The organism is Psychrobacter sp. CR212, from assembly GCF_059693765.1.
This window is the reverse complement of sequence record NZ_JCATIF010000001.1, coordinates 514,342-533,452: the sequence shown is the minus strand read 5'-3', so window position 1 is coordinate 533,452 and position 19,111 is coordinate 514,342. Positions and strand designations below refer to the sequence as shown.

General features: G+C 42.2%; 10 protein-coding genes and 1 CRISPR repeat array (1 of these 11 cut by a window edge). Of the genes, 7 read left to right on the top strand and 3 right to left on the bottom strand.

Annotated elements, in window-relative coordinates; all coding sequences use genetic code 11:
* Positions 1 to 435: a CRISPR direct-repeat array (repeat unit 32 nt; unit sequence TTCGCACCCATCACGGGTGCGTGGATTGAAAC); it reaches 9,880 nt to the left of the window's first position.
* A gap of 162 nt (positions 436 to 597) precedes the next feature.
* From AC58CZ_RS02255 to AC58CZ_RS02225, 7 genes are all read left to right on the top strand, one after another.
* Positions 598 to 1,908: a Y-family DNA polymerase gene (locus AC58CZ_RS02255; RefSeq protein WP_071002010.1), complete on the top strand. Its 1,311-nt coding sequence runs from the start codon at positions 598 to 600 to the stop codon at positions 1,906 to 1,908.
* A gap of 16 nt (positions 1,909 to 1,924) precedes the next feature.
* Positions 1,925 to 2,350 (top strand): LexA family protein, encoded by a 426-nt coding sequence (locus AC58CZ_RS02250; protein WP_025645154.1) that lies wholly within the window; start codon positions 1,925 to 1,927, stop codon positions 2,348 to 2,350.
* A gap of 373 nt (positions 2,351 to 2,723) precedes the next feature.
* Positions 2,724 to 3,239 carry a hypothetical protein gene (locus AC58CZ_RS02245; protein ID WP_071002011.1) on the top strand — a complete coding sequence of 172 codons (516 nt, stop codon included), beginning with the start codon at positions 2,724 to 2,726 and terminating at the stop codon, positions 3,237 to 3,239.
* A complete protein-coding gene (locus AC58CZ_RS02240; protein WP_494223451.1) occupies positions 3,236 to 5,716 on the top strand; it encodes a site-specific integrase in 2,481 nt (826 codons plus the stop codon). The genes AC58CZ_RS02245 and AC58CZ_RS02240 overlap by 4 nt, the downstream gene beginning before the upstream one ends.
* Positions 5,703 to 9,041 carry a tyrosine-type recombinase/integrase gene (locus tag AC58CZ_RS02235; RefSeq protein ID WP_494223452.1) on the top strand — a complete coding sequence of 1,113 codons (3,339 nt, stop codon included), beginning with the start codon at positions 5,703 to 5,705 and terminating at the stop codon, positions 9,039 to 9,041. Before AC58CZ_RS02240 ends, AC58CZ_RS02235 begins: the two co-directional genes overlap by 14 nt.
* 73 nt (positions 9,042 to 9,114) lie before the next feature.
* Entirely contained in the window at positions 9,115 to 9,336 is a 222-nt protein-coding gene (locus AC58CZ_RS02230) for a hypothetical protein (RefSeq protein ID WP_071002014.1), read from the top strand.
* Complete coding sequence (locus AC58CZ_RS02225; RefSeq protein WP_071002015.1) at positions 9,333 to 9,893, top strand: hypothetical protein; 561 nt, start codon at positions 9,333 to 9,335, stop codon at positions 9,891 to 9,893. Before AC58CZ_RS02230 ends, AC58CZ_RS02225 begins: the two co-directional genes overlap by 4 nt.
* Positions 9,894 to 10,075: 182 nt before the next feature.
* Here the strand turns inward: AC58CZ_RS02225 and AC58CZ_RS02220 are convergent, their stop codons facing one another.
* From AC58CZ_RS02220 to AC58CZ_RS02210, 3 genes are read right to left on the bottom strand one after another with little or no spacing between them, the layout of a single operon-like run.
* Positions 10,076 to 10,507 (bottom strand): hypothetical protein, encoded by a 432-nt coding sequence (locus AC58CZ_RS02220; RefSeq protein ID WP_497413133.1) that lies wholly within the window; start codon positions 10,505 to 10,507, stop codon positions 10,076 to 10,078.
* Positions 10,508 to 10,550: 43 nt separating this feature from the next.
* Complete coding sequence (locus tag AC58CZ_RS02215; RefSeq protein WP_494223454.1) at positions 10,551 to 11,090, bottom strand: hypothetical protein; 540 nt, start codon at positions 11,088 to 11,090, stop codon at positions 10,551 to 10,553.
* A gap of 9 nt (positions 11,091 to 11,099) precedes the next feature.
* On the bottom strand, positions 11,100 to 19,106 hold the full coding sequence (locus AC58CZ_RS02210; protein WP_494223455.1) for a two-partner secretion domain-containing protein: 8,007 nt from the start codon (positions 19,104 to 19,106) through the stop codon (positions 11,100 to 11,102).
* Positions 19,107 to 19,111 lie beyond the last annotated feature (5 nt).

Sequence of the window (19,111 nt, the reverse complement as noted above, 5' to 3'; positions counted from 1 at the left end):
TCAGCACTGATAGACTTCGCACCCATCACGGGTGCGTGGATTGAAACGCAGGTGGTAAAACTTACGAAGTACCAGTTAAGTTCGCACCCATCACGGGTGCGTGGATTGAAACACAGCCATGCAGTCGCTATCGCAGGAAACATCTTCGCACCCATCACGGGTGCGTGGATTGAAACATCATAATGACGAACGGTAATGAATCTAAGAATTTCGCACCCATCACGGGTGCGTGGATTGAAACGCCATATTCGCCGCGACCCGTACTGGTGAGCTGTTCGCACCCATTACGGGTGCGTGGATTGAAACTAACGCCAAGCCTTTATTAATCATCTTTGCGTTTCGCACCCATCACGGGTGCGTGGATTGAAACCTGGTTGCCGCGATGCGGTAGGATGTGATCGACGTCGCACCCATCACGGGTGCGTGGATTGAAACTACTATGTCTCCTTAAACCCTCACGACAACCATCGTCGTCTACCCTTTATTCGCTCTTGAATTTTCAAGCACGCTGTCTCTACAATCAAAGGCATCTCTAATCACGTAAATACTCGTGATTGGATATGCCTTTCTTTATGCCATCCATCTACTGAGACAGCCATGTATGCGCTTGTTGATTGCAATAGCTTCTATGCCAACTGTGAGAAGCTCTTTCGCCCTGATCTAAGAGGTAAGGCAGTGGTCGTACTGTCTAACAATGATGGCTGCGTGGTCGCTCGCTCCAGTGAGGCAAAACAGCTCGGTATCAAGATGGGTGTGCCGTACTTTCAGGTTAAAGAGTTCTGCGAGAAGAACGACGTTACCGTCTTTAGTTCAAACTACACTTTATATGCTGATATGTCTCACAGAGTCATGAGCACCCTCGAGAAACTGTGTCCTACCGTTGAAGTCTATTCTATAGATGAAGCCTTTTTATACTTAGCCGATTATCCTACTGCGATGACTGATCTTGATAGCTATGGGCGTAAGCTCAAAAGCATCGTTGAGCAGTACACCGGCATTCCAGTATGTGTGGGTATGGGCAGTACTAAGACCATGGCAAAGCTTGCCAATTATGCTGCTAAAAAGCACCCCGCTACTAAAGGCGTCTGCGTGCTAGATAATCTTCGATGGATCAGACGTATCATGCAGATCACCGATGTCGGTGAGGTATGGGGCGTGGGTCGTCGTTACAAGGTCAGACTCAATAAGATGGGTATTCATACGGTCTATCAGCTCGCCGTCTGTGAGCCTGCGAAAATAAGGCAGCACTTCGGGGTGGTACTCGAGCGCACCTGCTTAGAGCTTAATGGTCAAAGCTGTCTTGGTATTGAGGCGGTAGAGGCTAAGAAGCAGATCATCTCTTCTCGTTCTTTCTCCTCTCGTATTACTTGCCCTGATGAGCTGAGCCAAGCGGTCTGTAGTCATGCGGCAAAAGCGGCAAGCAAGCTGCGCAAACAAGACAGTGTTTGTCATTACTTAAGCGTCTTTGCTAAGAATAGCTCGTTTAGTCAAACAGAGAGTTATACCTCTATATCCGGACAATGTCAGTTTATAACCCCAACCGCTGATACTAGAGTGATGGTAGCCGCTGCTCGGCAAATACTGACGCAAATATTTAAAAAAGATGTTCGCTACGCTAAAGCAGGCGTTATGCTCTTTGATATCTGCCCGCATGATGAGGTTCAGCCTGACTTGTTTGCAGACGATAGTAGCGACAATCAAACCAACCAACAAAGTACCTCAAAGAGCGCAGAGGTTATTGCCGTTATGGATCAGCTTAATAAAAGATATGGTCAAAACAGTAATCAGCAGTCTGCTGTGTTTATCGCAAGCGAAGGCATCAAAGACAAGCAGTCATGGCAAATGAGCCGGGATATGCTATCGCCTTGCTATACCACGAATATTAACCAAATACCCAAAGTAGATTAAACCAGAGGTGGACTCAATGACGGTTAAGATAATAGGAAGGCTCACCGATGAAGGTGAGACGGTATTGCTCTCGCTTTATAGCGATAGAGTCAAAGCAGGCTTTCCAAGCCCAGCGACGGACTATGTGCAAAACCGCATTGATCTAAACACACTGCTTATTCACAGTCCAACGACAACCTACTTGGTAGAAGTCGAAGGCGATAGCATGATCGATATGGGTATCTACCCCAATGATATCTTGATTGTAGATCGCTCATTAAGCGCTAGGAATAAAGATATCGTGATTGCACTAGTCGATGACGGCTTTACCGCCAAGCAGCTGATACTCGGTGAGCATATTATCTTACGAGCTCACAATGAGAACTATGCAGATATCGTGGTGAAAGGCTCGCTTGAGCTGTTTGGGGTGGTGGTGAGTAGTGTTAGGCGGTTTAAGAGGTGAGAAATAATAAAAAATTCTTTTTATGTCCTAAGATCAGATATCAATCTGCATCCATGTCATATAAGCTCTTGATCCTAATATTTAAGCAGCACACTGGTAAATCTCTATCTAAGATCCGTAAGCCGTTGTCCTAGAATTCCACTCTGTCTACCCTATCCACGTGCTTGCTAACTCTAGCTCATTTCTAAAGCGCTTCAGAGCAAATTATCATTGCTCTTCTATAAGTAACTCTAAAAGTAAAATGATGCGTCACGTATTGTCGTCTAGTTGACGAGGTGGGATCTAATTGATAGCAAGTAATAGTAAGATAAGAGTAGAGGTCAATAAATGAAGCATATCGACCACATTAGATCATTATCTTAGTGGAGTGTTTATGAATCCATCAAAATCATTAACAGTTGCCAAGCTGCAGACAACTCCTGTGCTCATATTTGAAGGCGTTCTTGAACTATATAATCTTTATACCTGTCATATCAGACCCTTCATTAGTGAAGCCTTTAAACTTAAGCATAGCGCTGCTTGGACTAAAACCACATTATTTATCAAAGAAGACAAAAGATGGTTTTTAGTCAATAATTTTGAGCTTTTTCACTTGATCAAAAGTCCTGATGTTGATTTTAATGTACTCGGACAAAAAGTGTCTGTGAGATATATCCCAAAAGATCAGTTTAATTTCGACATCAGTTTTTACGAGCTTATTGATCTCATCGCAAAATACAATAAAGAAATAGATATCAAGCTCATTTACACGCAGCTAAACGAGATCTTGGATCAAGAGATAAACCAAAAATTATTTGGCAAAAATATTTTTGCTATTACTACATTTTGTCGGCTTATAAATATAAGTGAGCAAACCTATTACAAGCGACCTTCTGAGGGTGTTTTATGACTGAGAATGCTCATGAAGAGCTAGAATGGCTTGATACGCCAGCATTAACAGAAATCATTAAAAAAATTGATAATGACCAGAATTTTATATATCCAGAAGCAGTATCGACTGCCATATCTGAGATCACTTTAGCAGTACACAATAGCTATAGCCAGCCAGATGATAATCCCCAAAATCTACTAAGATTAATATTACAGGTATTACAAAGAAGGCCAGTTCCTCGGCTTTCTATGACTATTAGTAGATCAGAATTAGCAAAAAAACCACTCATCATGCAATTGCTTATTCTCATGCAACATTCTATCAATGAACATCAGCATGACTACCTACAGAAACGGTTAATTTGGCTAGCCATAGCAATGCACACCAGTGTGATACTGATGCAGCATAGTACAAAACAACACACCAAAAATATACTGATGCAATTTAAACAGGCGCAGTTTTCAAGATCTTCTAGACGAACATGGATTTGGCGTGAACTACCTGATTTACCTCAAATGACCATGAGTTTGGAAAGCATACTCACCATTTTCACTGATCTATTAGAGCAGCAAAAAAGTGCATATGAATTGTTAAATGATAAGCAAGCTACTCATGCCGAAGAAAAGAAAGTGGCAAAAGATAAACTGAGCCAAATAGAGAAAATAACGACCGCCTATCAACACGCGCACGTGCCACAGAAGCCAAAACCTAAGCGTAAAAAGCTACCTAAGAACATTAAAGTTAAAGCTATCAACCTAGCAGATAACACATCAAAATATCCTGTAGACACCACTGCAACTAGGCATAACTGGAATACTACGTCCAGCAATGATGCATGGGGTAGCACACGTGACGATATAGAACACAGTGCTATCGCCATAGATCTTGCATTTTTAGACCCTAATACAGAAACCTATGAAGATCTAACTACTAGCTTTGAAGAGCGTATTGATCACCATGAGGCACCCTATGTCAGCTATGGCGAATATCCAAACCCGTTAATCAAATACTCTATACCGCTCCAAACTATAGATTTATCGCTACAGCAAAACTATATGTCTCAGCGCAATCTCGCGCTTAACTCTAACACGCGCTTACTCTCCCTTGCCGGCTACCAAGCGTTATTTGCTGCGCTCAACCAAGATGCAAGCACCTTATTAGAAACAGAGACTGATACAACCTGTGCTGGTATTTTATTGTTATCTATGATTACTGGGTTGCCAGTTAAATCCTTACTAATACCCGGCTATATCGGTCATCCTAATATTTTCAAAATCAAAGGTAAAAAATACTACATTGAACACAGTTTAGGTATTACTAAAAGATCGACAAGCCAAACATTGCCCGAAAAGGATTATGAAAATACTTCTGATACCATCAAAGTTCCACTACCATCATGGCTTATAGATGATTTACTTGCTTGCGAGTTGCCGTCAAAAGAAGATTTTACGGCTTATCTTGCCGCCTTGCGTAGCAGCCTTGGATTGCCGTACCTGTCCGTCAATCGTATAGAGACCGCACTACATGTCGTGCTCTCTCGTTATACACCTAATTGCCATGCGCATATCGCCGATATCATCTGTCGCACGCCTGCGTCCCATGCTCCTGCGATGTACTATAGTAGCCACACTAGCGAAGCACTTATGGCTCACTATAAATCAGCACTGAACATATTTAATAGCAATAGTAATTTTGACCTGACTTATATCTCCGCCTGGCATAAATATACGGTGGGGTCAGGGTTTGCGTTGAAGATTGAAACAGTTTGCGACATCATAAATGAGATGAAGTACTGGACCGATCAAAGTTCAAACGATGAGGAGCACTTTAACAGAACCAGTATTTTTGTATGGTTTGTCTTTTGCCTTTTAACCGGCGTGCGACCAAACAACGGTCTTGGCAGAATGTACGATATTGATCTTGATATGGGTTGGCTGCTCATCAATGACAAGCCTGTTAAGAAGGTCAAAAGTGATCGTCTCATTCCGCTATGCCCGACACTGATACGCCATCTAACAGACTATAGAGCGTATTTGATTAATTATCAGGCAAAGCATCAAGGTTATCATGACATCAGCGCTATCATTGACAATATCCGTTTGGGTAATGATGAAGCACTATTAAAGCTGTTGTATGAACGAGCTCCTACTGCTAAATCCCCTACTCTTAAAGACATTAAGCGTGGCGATGCTTATCATATGACCAAACACATCATTGACGCCAATCCCTATTGGACACGCCACTTTGTTCGTACGCAGCTTGAAAATCTTGGCGTTTCCTTATCGCTGATTAACACAGTTATTGGTCATGAAAAAGCTCGTCAAGAAGTATTGGGACGTTTCTCATCAAGTAGTAAAGCAGATATTAAGCGTGTAGCGTCCGTGTTTGAACAGATCGCAGCACAGCTTGGGTTATCAGATATCACAATCAATCATTATCCTAATTCAAATCATGTCGGCACAAGCACTGCAGAGGTTGATCATGCTAATAAATGAAATAAAGCTGCCAAAAATTATTGATGACTTAGCAAAGTTTGATGGTAGAAAAAAGCGCTACGTGCCTTACCCATCTATACTCAAAGACAGTGACACGGCAAGGACACGTGAGATAAAGCTACTCGCCGACTTACAAACCGAATGGGAGTCGTTGAAAAGGGTTCATCCTGGAAGTATCGGATTCATACAGTCTTTTAATAAATACTACCAACAAGCGCTTTGGCCCAATGAGCGCATCTTTTCATTTTCGCCAAGCTCTAGCGATTATTTTGATTTGTCATGGCTATCTTGGAGTCAATCTTTAAGCCAGTTTCAGATAGAGCTTTACAGGCAATTGGAGCCATTGTCCCAAGAGGGATTTGATGAGTTTCAGTCAATCATTGAAAATAAAATAGCAAAAGCTTACGAGTCATCTAGAACACTCAAACATGTTTGGCAAATCATCGTCAAGTTCATTGACTATCAAAATAAGCACTATATGCTTGCTGAGCATCACTATCCTAAGATAATCGCGCCACAGCCTACTAAAATCAATCCACTAATTACAAATACAGCTTGGTTAAAAGACGGTAAGGCGCTGGTCAAAATCATTCGCGCAGTAGAGCATCATTGGGAGCAGAACACCAATTACAGCCAAGAGCAGATTATAGGCTGGCTGATATTCTCAGGAATTGTGTATGGCGGTATCAATGAGGTACAAATGCTTCAAGGGTGGCTTATCTCATTGCTCACCAAAGAGTATCAGCCATTCATCAAAGAAAGGATAATGGTCTCGCCGCGTTTTGTACAAAAGCACTTTGGTAACGAGCGCGAAGAAGAAAGTGATAAGCTTTATAACACCAAGCAAATCATTGTAGATGTGGTCAGTCAGTGTTGGCTGATGCGTTATCATAAAAACAGCAGTCAAGCAGAAATCAAACATATCATTGCCAAGCTGTCAGAAGATAAGATAAAGCGATACTTGACCGTGGCTTTGTCTGACGTGATCAAGCCTTTAGGTATTAAACCACTTCCCTTTTCAAGGTTTTTATATTACGCCAGTTATTACTGGGAGGATTTCGATGACGCTAGTATCGACCATGCTTCAGTTGGGGTGCTGCGAGGTATGCATAATACTGCAGGATTAAGTACGCAAGACTTTGGTCGGTTCTTGAACCAAAAATATCAGTATAAAGAGGAGCCGTATAATCTAGAACATATTTTGACGCTGTCTATCAGCAAAAGCTCTGTTAATCAAAACGAGTCATCTAGTAGTAGTTCTACCAAAAAGATAGAGGTTAGAAAGTCTGATTTAATTATGAATCTGACTAAAGACTTCAAAACGGATGAAAAACAGAAAAAGAAAAAAACCAGCAAAAAGCCGCCTACTCTTATTGAAAGAGTACAAAAACGTTATAAGCAATACGATGACTTAAGTGAAAAAATTTTATTAGATTGGGTGTTGAATTTACTCAATCGAAAAGAATCAAAATCGCTTAGCAATGAGTCTATTTTGAAATATATCAGAACCATAGGCTATGAATGGTTATATTTCACAACAGCGCAGCCGCTTGATATTTGGTCAGAAGAAGAGTTTGAAGAGCTCTATGAAGACATCTTAGAATACAAAGCTGTCGTACGAAACAATACTGATATTGGATATTCTGCCAATTTATTAAAGAGTATGCACAACTTGGCTAAGGAGAAATACAACCTACCCTCCGTGAACTTCCAACACACCAAAAATGGTCGGCGTGTACGTGCGGAGCTGATATCACCGCAAGCGTACCAAGCCATTATTACGCAGATACTGGGTTCTGTAGATATATTGGAGCGGGAGATGTTCGCGCTTTTATTTATCTTAGTCTATCGTACTGGGATGCGCAAAAAAGAGCTGTTGGGACTTAAGTATAATGACATCGAAGGCTTAAAAACAGCTGTACCATCAGTGGTAATAAGGCCCAATAGCTACCGTCCAACTAAGACTCAAAGTAGTATTCGCCGCGTTCCCTTATTTGCCCTCCTCAAACCTAATGAGCTGAATTTTTTTATTAATTTTGTGCAGAGTAATATTGGCGACAGTTCAAACAAATTTATCTTTACCTTATCATCGGATCAGCGCCTTATTGATGACCATGTTCCGTTGCAGTTACTCAAACGAGTTTTAAAAGACATATCGGTAGATGATAATGTAGCAGAGCATACCTTTCATGGGTTTAGGCATACAGCAGTGAGTAACCTATCTTTAGCGCTAGTAGGCCATTCAGATCTCGTAGAAGCCCTTACCGATTATGATGAAAGCGACGTAATTCGCATCAAACAAGGCATACTCGGAGAGCATACAGATGCACAGGATCGCTGGTATGCTCTCTCAGGTATTATGGGACACTTATCGCCTGAGCGGAGCTTTGAGTATTACAACCATTTTGCCACGCTGATGGCGACCTATGCGCTTAGTAAAGCAGATATAACCTTGCCAGAACGGACGCTGTATAACGTAATAGGTTTTACGAATAAAAAGCTTAAAGAAAATAATGCGACTGTTCGTAATGGTAGCGTCAGCATACCTAGTATACGTACGCTGTTATTTAAAAATATCATAGAAGGCAAACGCAAGTCACCGAAGTTTACGATAGAGAACTGTGATAAGAAATTTCTCTTGAGTACCAATACGCCAGTCACTAATGAGCTGTTTGGTCGTTATGGTCTAAACCGAGTACAACTGCTACTACAGACTTATGATAAAGAGATTCCTTTAAGTAAAGCAGCCCAGTTAGCAAATATCTCTATTCACGATGCAAAGGTTCTAATAGAGCGTGCGAGCGAGGTTGCCGCTATCACTACCAAACGCGGCAAACCTCGCTTTGTTAAGCTATCAGATTCAAATACCCCTGTACTGAGTCCACTGAACATTCAATACCAAAGTGATTTAAGATTGCTCTCGCTTTTGTTAAGTAATGCCTACCGTCTACGAGAAAAGTCAGGGACTGATTGGACTTGGTTTATTGAGATATGTCGTGAAAAACTGTCTGTTAGCAGAGCATACCTACCATTTAGAAAAGAAGATAAGAAAGAGTTGAAGCGTTTCATTGACATTGGTAAGAAACTGCTGCCTCTGAAACGTTGGCTGGTAAGTAGCCACGAAGATCTATTGATGCAAACTATGTCATCTACTGACTATCAAGACATTAAGCAACAATCTAATGAGTCGAAAAACGCTCTCCATATCGGTATTGCTAGTCAAGACCATAGAGAGCAGATGAACAAATGGCAATACTCACCGCTACTACGGTTTTTTATTCATATGATGCTCATTACAGATGAAAAGCTATCTATTTTGAGTTAAGTTTCTTACATTAAAATCTTTTAAAATGAGCTTGGTTATCGGAATAAATAGATTTGCTAGTTTAAGGGAAAATATGAGCTTGCTGGATAGTGGTGATTTAGAAGAAAAACAGAAATTAGATAAGAAGCTGACACAGCAAAAAATACTACTGGGTGCTGTTCTTGTAGATGCTTTAGAGAAGGATTCATTAGACGGTTTAAGGGAATATACAGCCGATAATCTGTTGGATTTTTTGAGCAGACAAACGGATAAGGATTTAATGGCAGATTTGGTAAAAGGGCTTGATACTGAGTGAGACACTTAACAAGACGACTGAAGCAATTCAAAGTATTAACATTAACTAGAAAAGTTCAAATAGTCATTCTGCTATTAACTTGGATATCGCTAATAGCTTGGGCAATACTGAGTTGGCAAGGTAGAGACTTCCCTTTAGAGTCTGAGCTTAATTATAGTGAAGGTATTGTAGGTAGTTTGAATGTTGGTGAGGGAAATCACATTTTTATGTTATTAGATCTCAATGACCTTAACCGTAAAGAAGTATATGGGTGCAGCTATTCAGCTTTTGACACTGACTCCTCTTGTTTTGGCAAAAAATATTTAGAACCTATTGAAGGTAAAAAAGCCGTGATAGGGTGGTATATACAGAAAGATTTTCTAGGGTTTCATAATGGAATTAGACAGATGGTAAGTCTTAATGTGGAAGATGTCGAAGCTGAAATTAATGAGGTAATCACTTATCAGGGGACTTTAGACACTATAAAGGGTATGAATACGTATATGAATACGGGTTTTATTATATTTATAGCATTCTTTTATTACTGGGTTTGGCGTTTTATGGATTTTATAGAGTGAAAAGGATACGGTACCCTAGTGAGGACTTGAACGCTAAGCTATGGGCTAATGGTATCAAGGTTTTTAATTATCAGTATAATATTAGTGTACTTGGCAGTGTACTTCATGCCCATTATCACACTCTTTTTTGTATCATACCTTTGCTGCCTTTACTTAACCTAAGAAATAGTTAATATTAATCATTAACCAATATATAGAACTAAATCACCTCTAATCTCTTCAGCCTCATCAAGCTTTTCAAGAAACAATTTAATTCTAGAAAGAATATAACTTCTTTCAGGTACATAATAGATATCATCTTCTTTTAATAAAAAATCTTTAAACAATTTTAACTCCGATCTAACCTCATCGAAATTGCCTCTCTCCACCTCTATACCATATAAAAAAAATTTTAACCAATACAATTCTTTCTCTTCAGCAAATTTATACCAATAATCTCTATAAACTCTATAAACTCTATAAACTCTATAAACTCTATAAACTCTATAAACTCTATAAACTCTATAAACTCTATAAACTCTATAAACTCTATAAACTCTTTCAAAGGATATCGGGAAAGAGAACCTCTCTTCAAATGATTTTATAGGTGTATCAACCATACCCATAACAGACATATTATTTAAATCTATATATTAATTTGACGTAGTAGTAGGGAAATCATTTGTACTTAGGATTTCCCCATGAATTTGGTGCGAATGGATATGAAACAAATCCACTGTCGACTCTCTCACGATACAATTCTAGGTTGGCTGACTCAAATGGCTCATCGAACCATTCGTCCCAAAGCAACATTAAAAAATCATGGTGTCGATCTTCCCATTTTTTTCTTTGCTGTTCATTCCATTCGTTATAATCCTCTACCATATCTTTTATATTAAAATCAATTCCTGGTAACTCAGCACTTGAAACTAATATATTTTTAGTTAAGATATATCTAAGATCTTCTTTATAAAGCTCTTTGTTCTGTTTTGAATTCCATAGCCCATCATGATGGCCAATTCCAAAACTATCCTCGGATGTTTCTGGCAAGTCTTTTAAACCGTTACCTATCCACCGTCTTATAGCGTAGCGTGCATCTAGCTCACAGCTAAAATCTAAACTCTCAAACTCCTCTTCTTCACGATAATGTTCGATTGAATCTTGAGAAAAAACTAAATTAAGTAAACTTCCAATATGATATGGACAGACGTCAATCATGATTACTCCTTAAGGTTTGATATAGTCAGGAATGGTATAAGTTTTACCTTGTTCAATGTTAGGAAAAGCAGTATATGGTCTGCCTGACTCCTCACCAAAATTGACTATCACCGTATTAGTTCTTCTATACTCTCCTGCAGTGCCATTTTTAACATTCTTTTTAGTATTACCCATAAACCCATCACCGACTGGTCTATCAAAAGTAATTACTACGCTACGTACTTCTGGGTTTCTTGCAAATTCAGCTTCTGCTTTAGAAATTGCAGTATTCATGTCAGTAGAGTTAAAGAATTTAGATGCATTTGCTGGTCTTGCTTTTGATCCGGTTTCAGGATTGGTACCTTTCATTGCACGATCATATTGTTGTTGTAGGGTCGTATATGGTCCATGTTTTGTATCATAATGTGGGTTCTTAGTCCCACTGGCAATATCAGCTTTTTTCTTTTGACTTATTGCAGTGTCAGCTTTACCGTTTGGATTTCCAGAGAGTACATTATTTAAGTCAGTATTTTGGTTGTTATTAACTCTTTGTTTCTGAATCTCTTTTTCAGTTGCCTTAGCAGCAGCCCCTTTCGCAATACTATTTTTTGCAATATTCGTAACAGTTTTAGCAGCTCCATATCCTAGAAGTGCATAATCTTCAGGGTGTATTGGCGTTGTAGCGCCAGAACCCACATTAGCCACTTGACCGGCAGCAGCTCTAGTTTGTGACTCCAACGCTGTGCCTAAATTTCTTCTTGGGTCATTGCTACGTAGGGATGTACCTCCGTTTGGTGGTGAAGGTGGGTAGGTGTTTGTCAATAAGGTATTATAGTTATACTGATTGTTATCAGCATTTAAGAACCCTATATTATTCCCTTTATTATCAGTAATCCTATTGCCTTTATTATCTTTTAAATAAACTATACCCTTAGCATTTTTAGACATCTCATTTATTATGGATTCAGCTTTTTTGTAGTCTGCGAGGTAAGCGTCTCCAAGTGAAGCTCCTAACTGGCTTGATGCATCAACGCCATTATTTATGCCTTGCTTGTATTGGCCATACTTTTTATTACCTTGTGCATCTACTTTTGCGTATGCTGCACCATAAAGCAGATTTAACCAGTACTCTTCTAAACCCTTGTTTCCTTTAGATAGTAATTTTGCACGGCGTTTAAGTTGTTTAATCTCACTAGGATGCAGCTGTCTATTGTTTGCATCCACATTAGTAGCAGTTACCGTACTTGATGTATCCAGTCCAGCCGCAGTACCAGCACCTAGTAAAGTCAAACTGACCACACCGCTTGCTGTACCATTAGCAATATCTTCACTCATGCCCTTATCAATGAGCGCTTTAGCTAGCTTAGCTTGTACCTCATCAAGCGTAGGCGCAGCAGCAGCCACACCACCTGTAGTTAATGCCCCTTCTACACTACCTGTGCCTAATGCTCCAAGTGCCGTGTGAGCAGCAACTCTATAAATACCGCCTTCATCCCATTTGCTGATAGCTTCATTTTTCTCCGCATTACTAAGCGTAGTGTCAGCTATGATCGCTTTGATTCGATTATTGGCAAAGTCTCCTACCGCCTTCGGCGCTTCCTTGCCAAAGTCTTTAGTAATCTGCGTCTGCGCGCCAAGCTCCTCATTCACTCGACCAGCATCAAAGCTATTCTCAAGTTTACCCGCTAGGGCTTCACGGTTCTCAGTGGTGAATATACCCTCTTCATCATTGTAGCCACTGACCCCGCCTTTGGTGATACTGCTATCGCTATCGCCATCAGTACCATAGCCAAGCCCATTCATGGTCGCTTGTGGTTTACCTGTGGTTTTACCAGCACTTAAGCCAACAGAGATCGCATCGCCCTCATAGCTTGTGGTGTTCATAATATCGGTTGAGGTAACGCCTTGCTTGAAGACGATATTGCTCTTGCCATTGGCTTGAGCCTCCTCTGAGGTCGTGAACACAGCTCCTGTGAAAGTGCCTTTGCCTTCAACCACTAAATCGGCTTCATTGGCGAAAATGCCTGACTGCTCACCGACTGCTTGATAGTTGGCATTAAGGTCAGTCTTGCCACCATTAACGGAAAGACTAGAGCCCGCACCACCGCCTGCTATGTCAATATCAGCACTAAAACCCATGTTCTTTTGCTTGCTGTCGTAGGTGGCGGTGTCTTGTAGTGACTCTATGTTGACGTCACCACCGATAGTGCCTTGGGCACGACCTGTATTAATTACCCCGCCTTTGATGTTGACGTCATTACCGATATCAAAGGTGGTGGTGCTGCCAACGTTGATTTGGCTGTTGGCATAAGTGGTGCTGTCACTATTGGCATAACCTTTGCCACGGCTGGCACTGGCAGTGATACCTGCACTAGTGTTTTGACCAAAGCTGGCATAACCACCAATAGCCGTACTTGAGCTTTTATTATTACTACGCGTGTTGCTATTTTGGGCGACACCATTGACGTTAAAGTCATTGTCCGCTTGGAATAAGGCATCATTGCTGACGGTGAGATTACTGCCATTGATATCAATATTGCTGTCTGACCCTGCCCCTGTGGCGATCAAGGCAAGATTGTTGGTGGTGATGCTGGAGCCTTGACTCTTCTCCGTATAGCTGCTGCTGTTCGATTGGCTCTTTTGACTACCGATGGTGGCTTGGATACGGGTGTTGCCCACTCCTTTTAGATTGCCGCCTTGTAGCGCCGTTAGGGCGTCTCCCCCCTGCTCAGCGAGTGCTTTTGTCTTAAGAACAGCGGCGACGCCAGCCATGCCTTTCATGCGTGTACTGCCTGTGTTACCAGCAGCCTCTTCTAGATCTCTAATAGCGTTGACATTATCCACTAAACTATTAGAAACAGAGACGGTCAGACCGCTTTGCTTAAACTTGCTTTCGCTTTGATTGGTATAGACATTTAGGGCATTATCGATGTTAATCTCTCTGGCACGTACCACAGTATTGCCACGGTTGGCATCTTTGATATCTTTACCAGTGTCAGCGCCCATACCTGCGACAAGGTTGCTACCAGTCTGTTGATAGGTGTGCCCAGCATCAATGATGACGTTGCCATCAATCGCACCTACTTTACTGGCGCTATGAGTACGCGCCGTTTTGTCATTACTGTCATCGGTTTGTTGCTTACCGATAGTGAAGCCAATTCCGCCACTTGTGCCAAACAGTCCTGATTTTTTGGTTTGACTAAACGAGCTTTCACTAGAGGTATTCTCAGCCGCTAGAATGTTGACATCACCACTAGCGGTGAGCTGGGTGCCACGATCACTGATAGCGTTGGTGCCAGTGAAATTGATGTCTTGTCCAGCTTTAACGATAACTTTATCGCCTTCGATATTGCTGCTGATGGCTTGGTCGCTTTGCATGTCATAGCGATCTTGAGTGGTGGTTTTACTCAAGAAACCCTTATCAGTGGTTTTCACCGCAGTACTGAGGTTCTGTTTGTTTCTTCCTTCTGTAAAATCGACATTGCCGTCAGCTAAAATACCAACCGTGCCATTAGCACCGGTTATTTGGCTGGCAACTCCTGTGATATTTTTGCCTGCTTTGAGGATAAGGTCATTTGTACCGCTCAGTTGACTGCCGATATCAGTAGATTCACCTTGCTTAAAGTAGTTATTGGCATCACCAATACTGTTGGTTTGGTAGCCCACGTTGACAGCATCAAGCTTAATATCGCCTTTGGTGTCAATGACACTACGGCCTCCTTGATTTTCAAAGCGTCCAGCAGCAAAGGTCGTATCGCCCCCAACGTTGGCGACAAAAGTGTTCAATGGGTTACCGGTGTCATCTACCTGATCTTTGAGACCATCACCAACATAGATACTGGCTATTTGGCTGATGCCAGTACGTGTACTGTTGCTAGCCCCTTTGACAGAACTGGTACTATAAGTGAGGCTTTGATTGTTCAAGTCGCCACCTACATCAAGCTGCATGGCACTGTCTGCGCCAATAGTGGCACTAAGGTTGTTTAAGTCGTTAGCCGTGCCAATCTGGACGTAGTTGCCTTTGATCAGACCGCCATTCGCATTGGTCAAGTTTTTTGCATTGATGTTGAGGCTTTGATGCCCAACAATATTGCCTTGGTTATTCAAGTCACCTGTCAGCTGCATATCAATACGGTTAGCCGCAATTAAATTGCCTGTACCATCAATTTGATCGACGGCTTGGTGGGTGTAGACTTTGGGAACGAGTACCTTTTGACTGCTACCATCATCTAACGTAATGCTCTGCTGTACCAGCCAGACGATATCGGTGGTCAATTTGGCGACTTGGTCATCAGTGAGCGCAATCCCTGGACGTAGGTTTAGCGTCTGCGCAGTGGTGATACCCGCATCCATAAGCCCTTGGTACTGCGCGTCTTGATTGCTGTAGTCTTCTAGATAGTAGCGACCCGTCAGCATCATAATCTGATCACGGATATACTGCTGCTCATAGTAGCCATCGCCGAGGCGCTTTTGCGTGATATTAGGGTCCAGCTGTAGTCGATCTAGCATGTAGTCAGATGATAGCCAGTTTTTATAGTTGGCAAAGGCAGGATCGGTCTCAATGAGGTAATCGGCGCTGCTGTCTGGATTGGTGCTATACAGGCTGCTGTTTGGTAGCGTTGGCGCGTCATTACTGCTACGAATTTCTTCTGTCGGGATATTGCTGGTTTGTGGCGCGTTACTGTCCGTCACCTCATAAGCCACGACGGTTTTGTGTATATTTTGGTTTAAAATAGGGAGCTGAAAAGTGTTTATTACCCTACTATCATCAGCCACTGTATAAGGACCATTCTCATAAGTATAAGGACGATCACTCAAAGGGTTGTCTGATCTGGTTTTATCTTTAGTTCTATAAGAGTAATAAATACTGTTAACATTTTTTAGTACCGTATTGCCCTCAGTACTAATATTTTGAAAACCGAAGCGAGAAGTTTGGGTAGGATCATCCTCTAAAACTAATGTAAGACCATCAATTACTAAACTATGATCATTAATCGCTTTAGGCGCATTTATAACAAGATTACCTCCTGCTCTGATTAAACTTGCATCACTCGTTTTGGTCTGCTCTTCGTACCGTTCAACATCATATTTAAATTTTTCATAGTTGTTGAAATCACCATCAACTGTTCTTAATGTTTTCTCCCAATCATCATTCCAGCCATGAACATAAATTTCAATATCTGCTTCATCATATCTGACGGTTTGGTTATCAGGTGAATATTCAATGACCTGATTGCTACTAACAAGAACGTTTTCTTTCTCAAAATCCGCGTTCACATTATTGAGCGTGTCCGTCGTGATACTCATATCCCCTACCGATTCGATAGAAGCGCCTTTATTGGTGACGGTGGTCGCACGGCCTATGGCTTGATGCTCAGCATCTAAGCTACCACCAATATGTAGCTCGCCATTACTCAGTATTTTGGCCTGAGCATTAAAGTCTGAGTTAAATTTGCCTGCGCGTGCCTGGTTGGGATCATTATTTAAGCTCACAACGCCAATATCAAGGCGAGTACGCGCAGCAATTACTGGTGCTGGGGCGGTTGTACTGGCAGTTATAGCACCAGTCACAGCATCAGGGCTATTGTTCAGCGTCTTAGCTGATATGGCAATATGGTCACCAAAGATACGACCATTACTGTGGTTGTTGACACGATCTCCAGCTGTAAGATAGGTGTTTGCACCATTGATCAAACCGCTATTATCAATATCTTTTGCCGCATTAAGTGCTGTTGTGCCATTGCTAATCAGCTCAGCATCTTTTTGATTACGGATATTTTGTGCGTTGATATTGAGCGCATTTTGTGCAGACAACGTATCTGAATTGGTAAAGTTACCTTGCGTCTTTATGATCAGATTACCCGCTTGTATATCGCTATTAGTACTGTTGATAACAATATCATCAAAGACATCGATAGTGGCGCGCTCAACACCAATCATGGTGCCAGCCGTATTGCTATAGCCTTTAGCAGCCACATTGAGGTTTTGATTGGTTTTTATATCACCTTTGTCATTAATAAGCATGCCATCGGTATCAATACTGAGATTGCTTTCGCTGCTGAGTAATGCTTGCGTGTTGTCTAGCGCTGTACTTTTGATACGAATACTGTCGTTGGACTGTACCTTGCCATTGGTATTGTTAAACTGGCCCACTGCTTGCAAGTCAATTTTACCTGATGCCGCAATAATCCCGTTCTGATTGTCAATGCCATCGGCGGACTGGATACTAATACTGTTGGTCGCGGTAATCTGACCTTCAGTATTATCAAAGTCAGCCAATTGCCAATCAATTTGATCGAGTTGCAAGCGACTGTCTGTATTAAAGGCGCTAGCATTATTAGCGATATCAAGCGTACTGACCGCTAAGCTGGATTTGTCTTGGTTAGCCACACTATCGGTTGCAACATTGATCTTACCATTACTATAGATACTGCCCGTATTGGTGAGATTATTTGCGTTAATATTGCCATCGCGAGTAATAACGGGTAATGGCGCAGGCGTTTCAGATGGCTGACTGGTTGGATTTGTACCCACACTACTGCCGTTGTTGGCAGTCGTCGGCGGGGTTTTAGAAGGCGGCATACTGGGCGCCGTGCTCGCGTCAGCATATAGGTCTTGACCAATAATACCGCCTTGCTTATTGAGCAGCTGAGAGCTATCAATGGCAAGGTTACCTGAGCCCGTTTGTAGTAGTGAGCCGCTGTTGTTTAATGATGCCGCTTTTACATCAAAGCTACCTGTAGATATTTCGCCTGAGTTATTGATAGCGCCTGTTTGCTGGAGTTGTAACGTATCGCGGCTACTGATTACGCCGCTGTTATTTAAGGCCGCACTCTCAACCTCAATACCCTCGCGAGAACTTGCAATCGTCCCTGAATTATCAACATCAAAGCCTTTGGTGACGATGTTAACTTTACCTTGATTGGCAATCAGACTACCCGAATTGATCAGGTTGCCATTGTTATCGAGTTGCAGACCACCAGTGCTTGCCACGATACTACCAGCATTGGTGACCCCCATACCTTTATCCGTACCAATCAGACGGATTTTCCCTGCGTACATGGCACCTAGGGCTGAGACATCCAATGCCACACCCGTGGCGTTATTAGTAGCATTGTTATTAGAGGTAATATCGTTAGCAGTAACAACGGTATCAGCCCCCTCTTCCTCATAGCTGACTTGGTTACTGCCTGTAATAACATCTAGATTTTTAGCATAGACTCCTGCATTAATCTCAGCAGTCTTGGCAATGATTTGGGTATAGTCACTACCTAGGCTGTCCATACCATCGCCATCGATGCGAACCTTCCCACCTGTCACATCAAAGCCAGTGAGTTTGCCTTGATCCATTAAGGCTTGCCCCGTCGTCAGTGTGGTACGGGACGCATTGATAAAACCGCAACCAGCACAGGTAATACCAGCAGGGTTGGCGATGACCAGCTCTGCTCGGCCACCTGCGATCTCAGTGTAGCCGCTGAGACGGCTCGGATCGCTTGAGTTGACCTCGTTTAGAATAACGCGAGCCTCACCGCGTGCTAGATACGGGTTACCCTCTATCCATCCTGCGAGCTGAGTCTGTGCATTTTTACGGCTGTTATTGAGAATGGCGCCATCAGCACCGACATCAAACTGACTAAAGACGTTGCGTGAGACCCCAGCTTTACTTGGCGTCTGAATATTGACTTGGGTTGTGCCATTGGATGATTTTAGTATGGTGGCTTGCTGAGCGGCAGCCGCGTTGCGATCAGCGACAATGTTTGTGCTATCAGCATGGGCGTTATGACTGACACTACCAACCATGGTCGCAAGCCCTAGCGCTAGCAGCATATGCGCACGTAGGGGCATAAACCTGCCGCCTTGATAGTAGCCCTGCCCATGAGCTGACCCTAATGTCTGCGAAGTGCCTGCTACTTGGCCAATAGTGCTGCCACTGTCCGTAGGATTACTGGTTTTACCTTGAGAGCGTGCGGCCTCTGACACCACCATGAGCATTCCGCGGGCTTTGTTAAAGATAACTCGGTAGCATTGAGCGTTCATGGTGA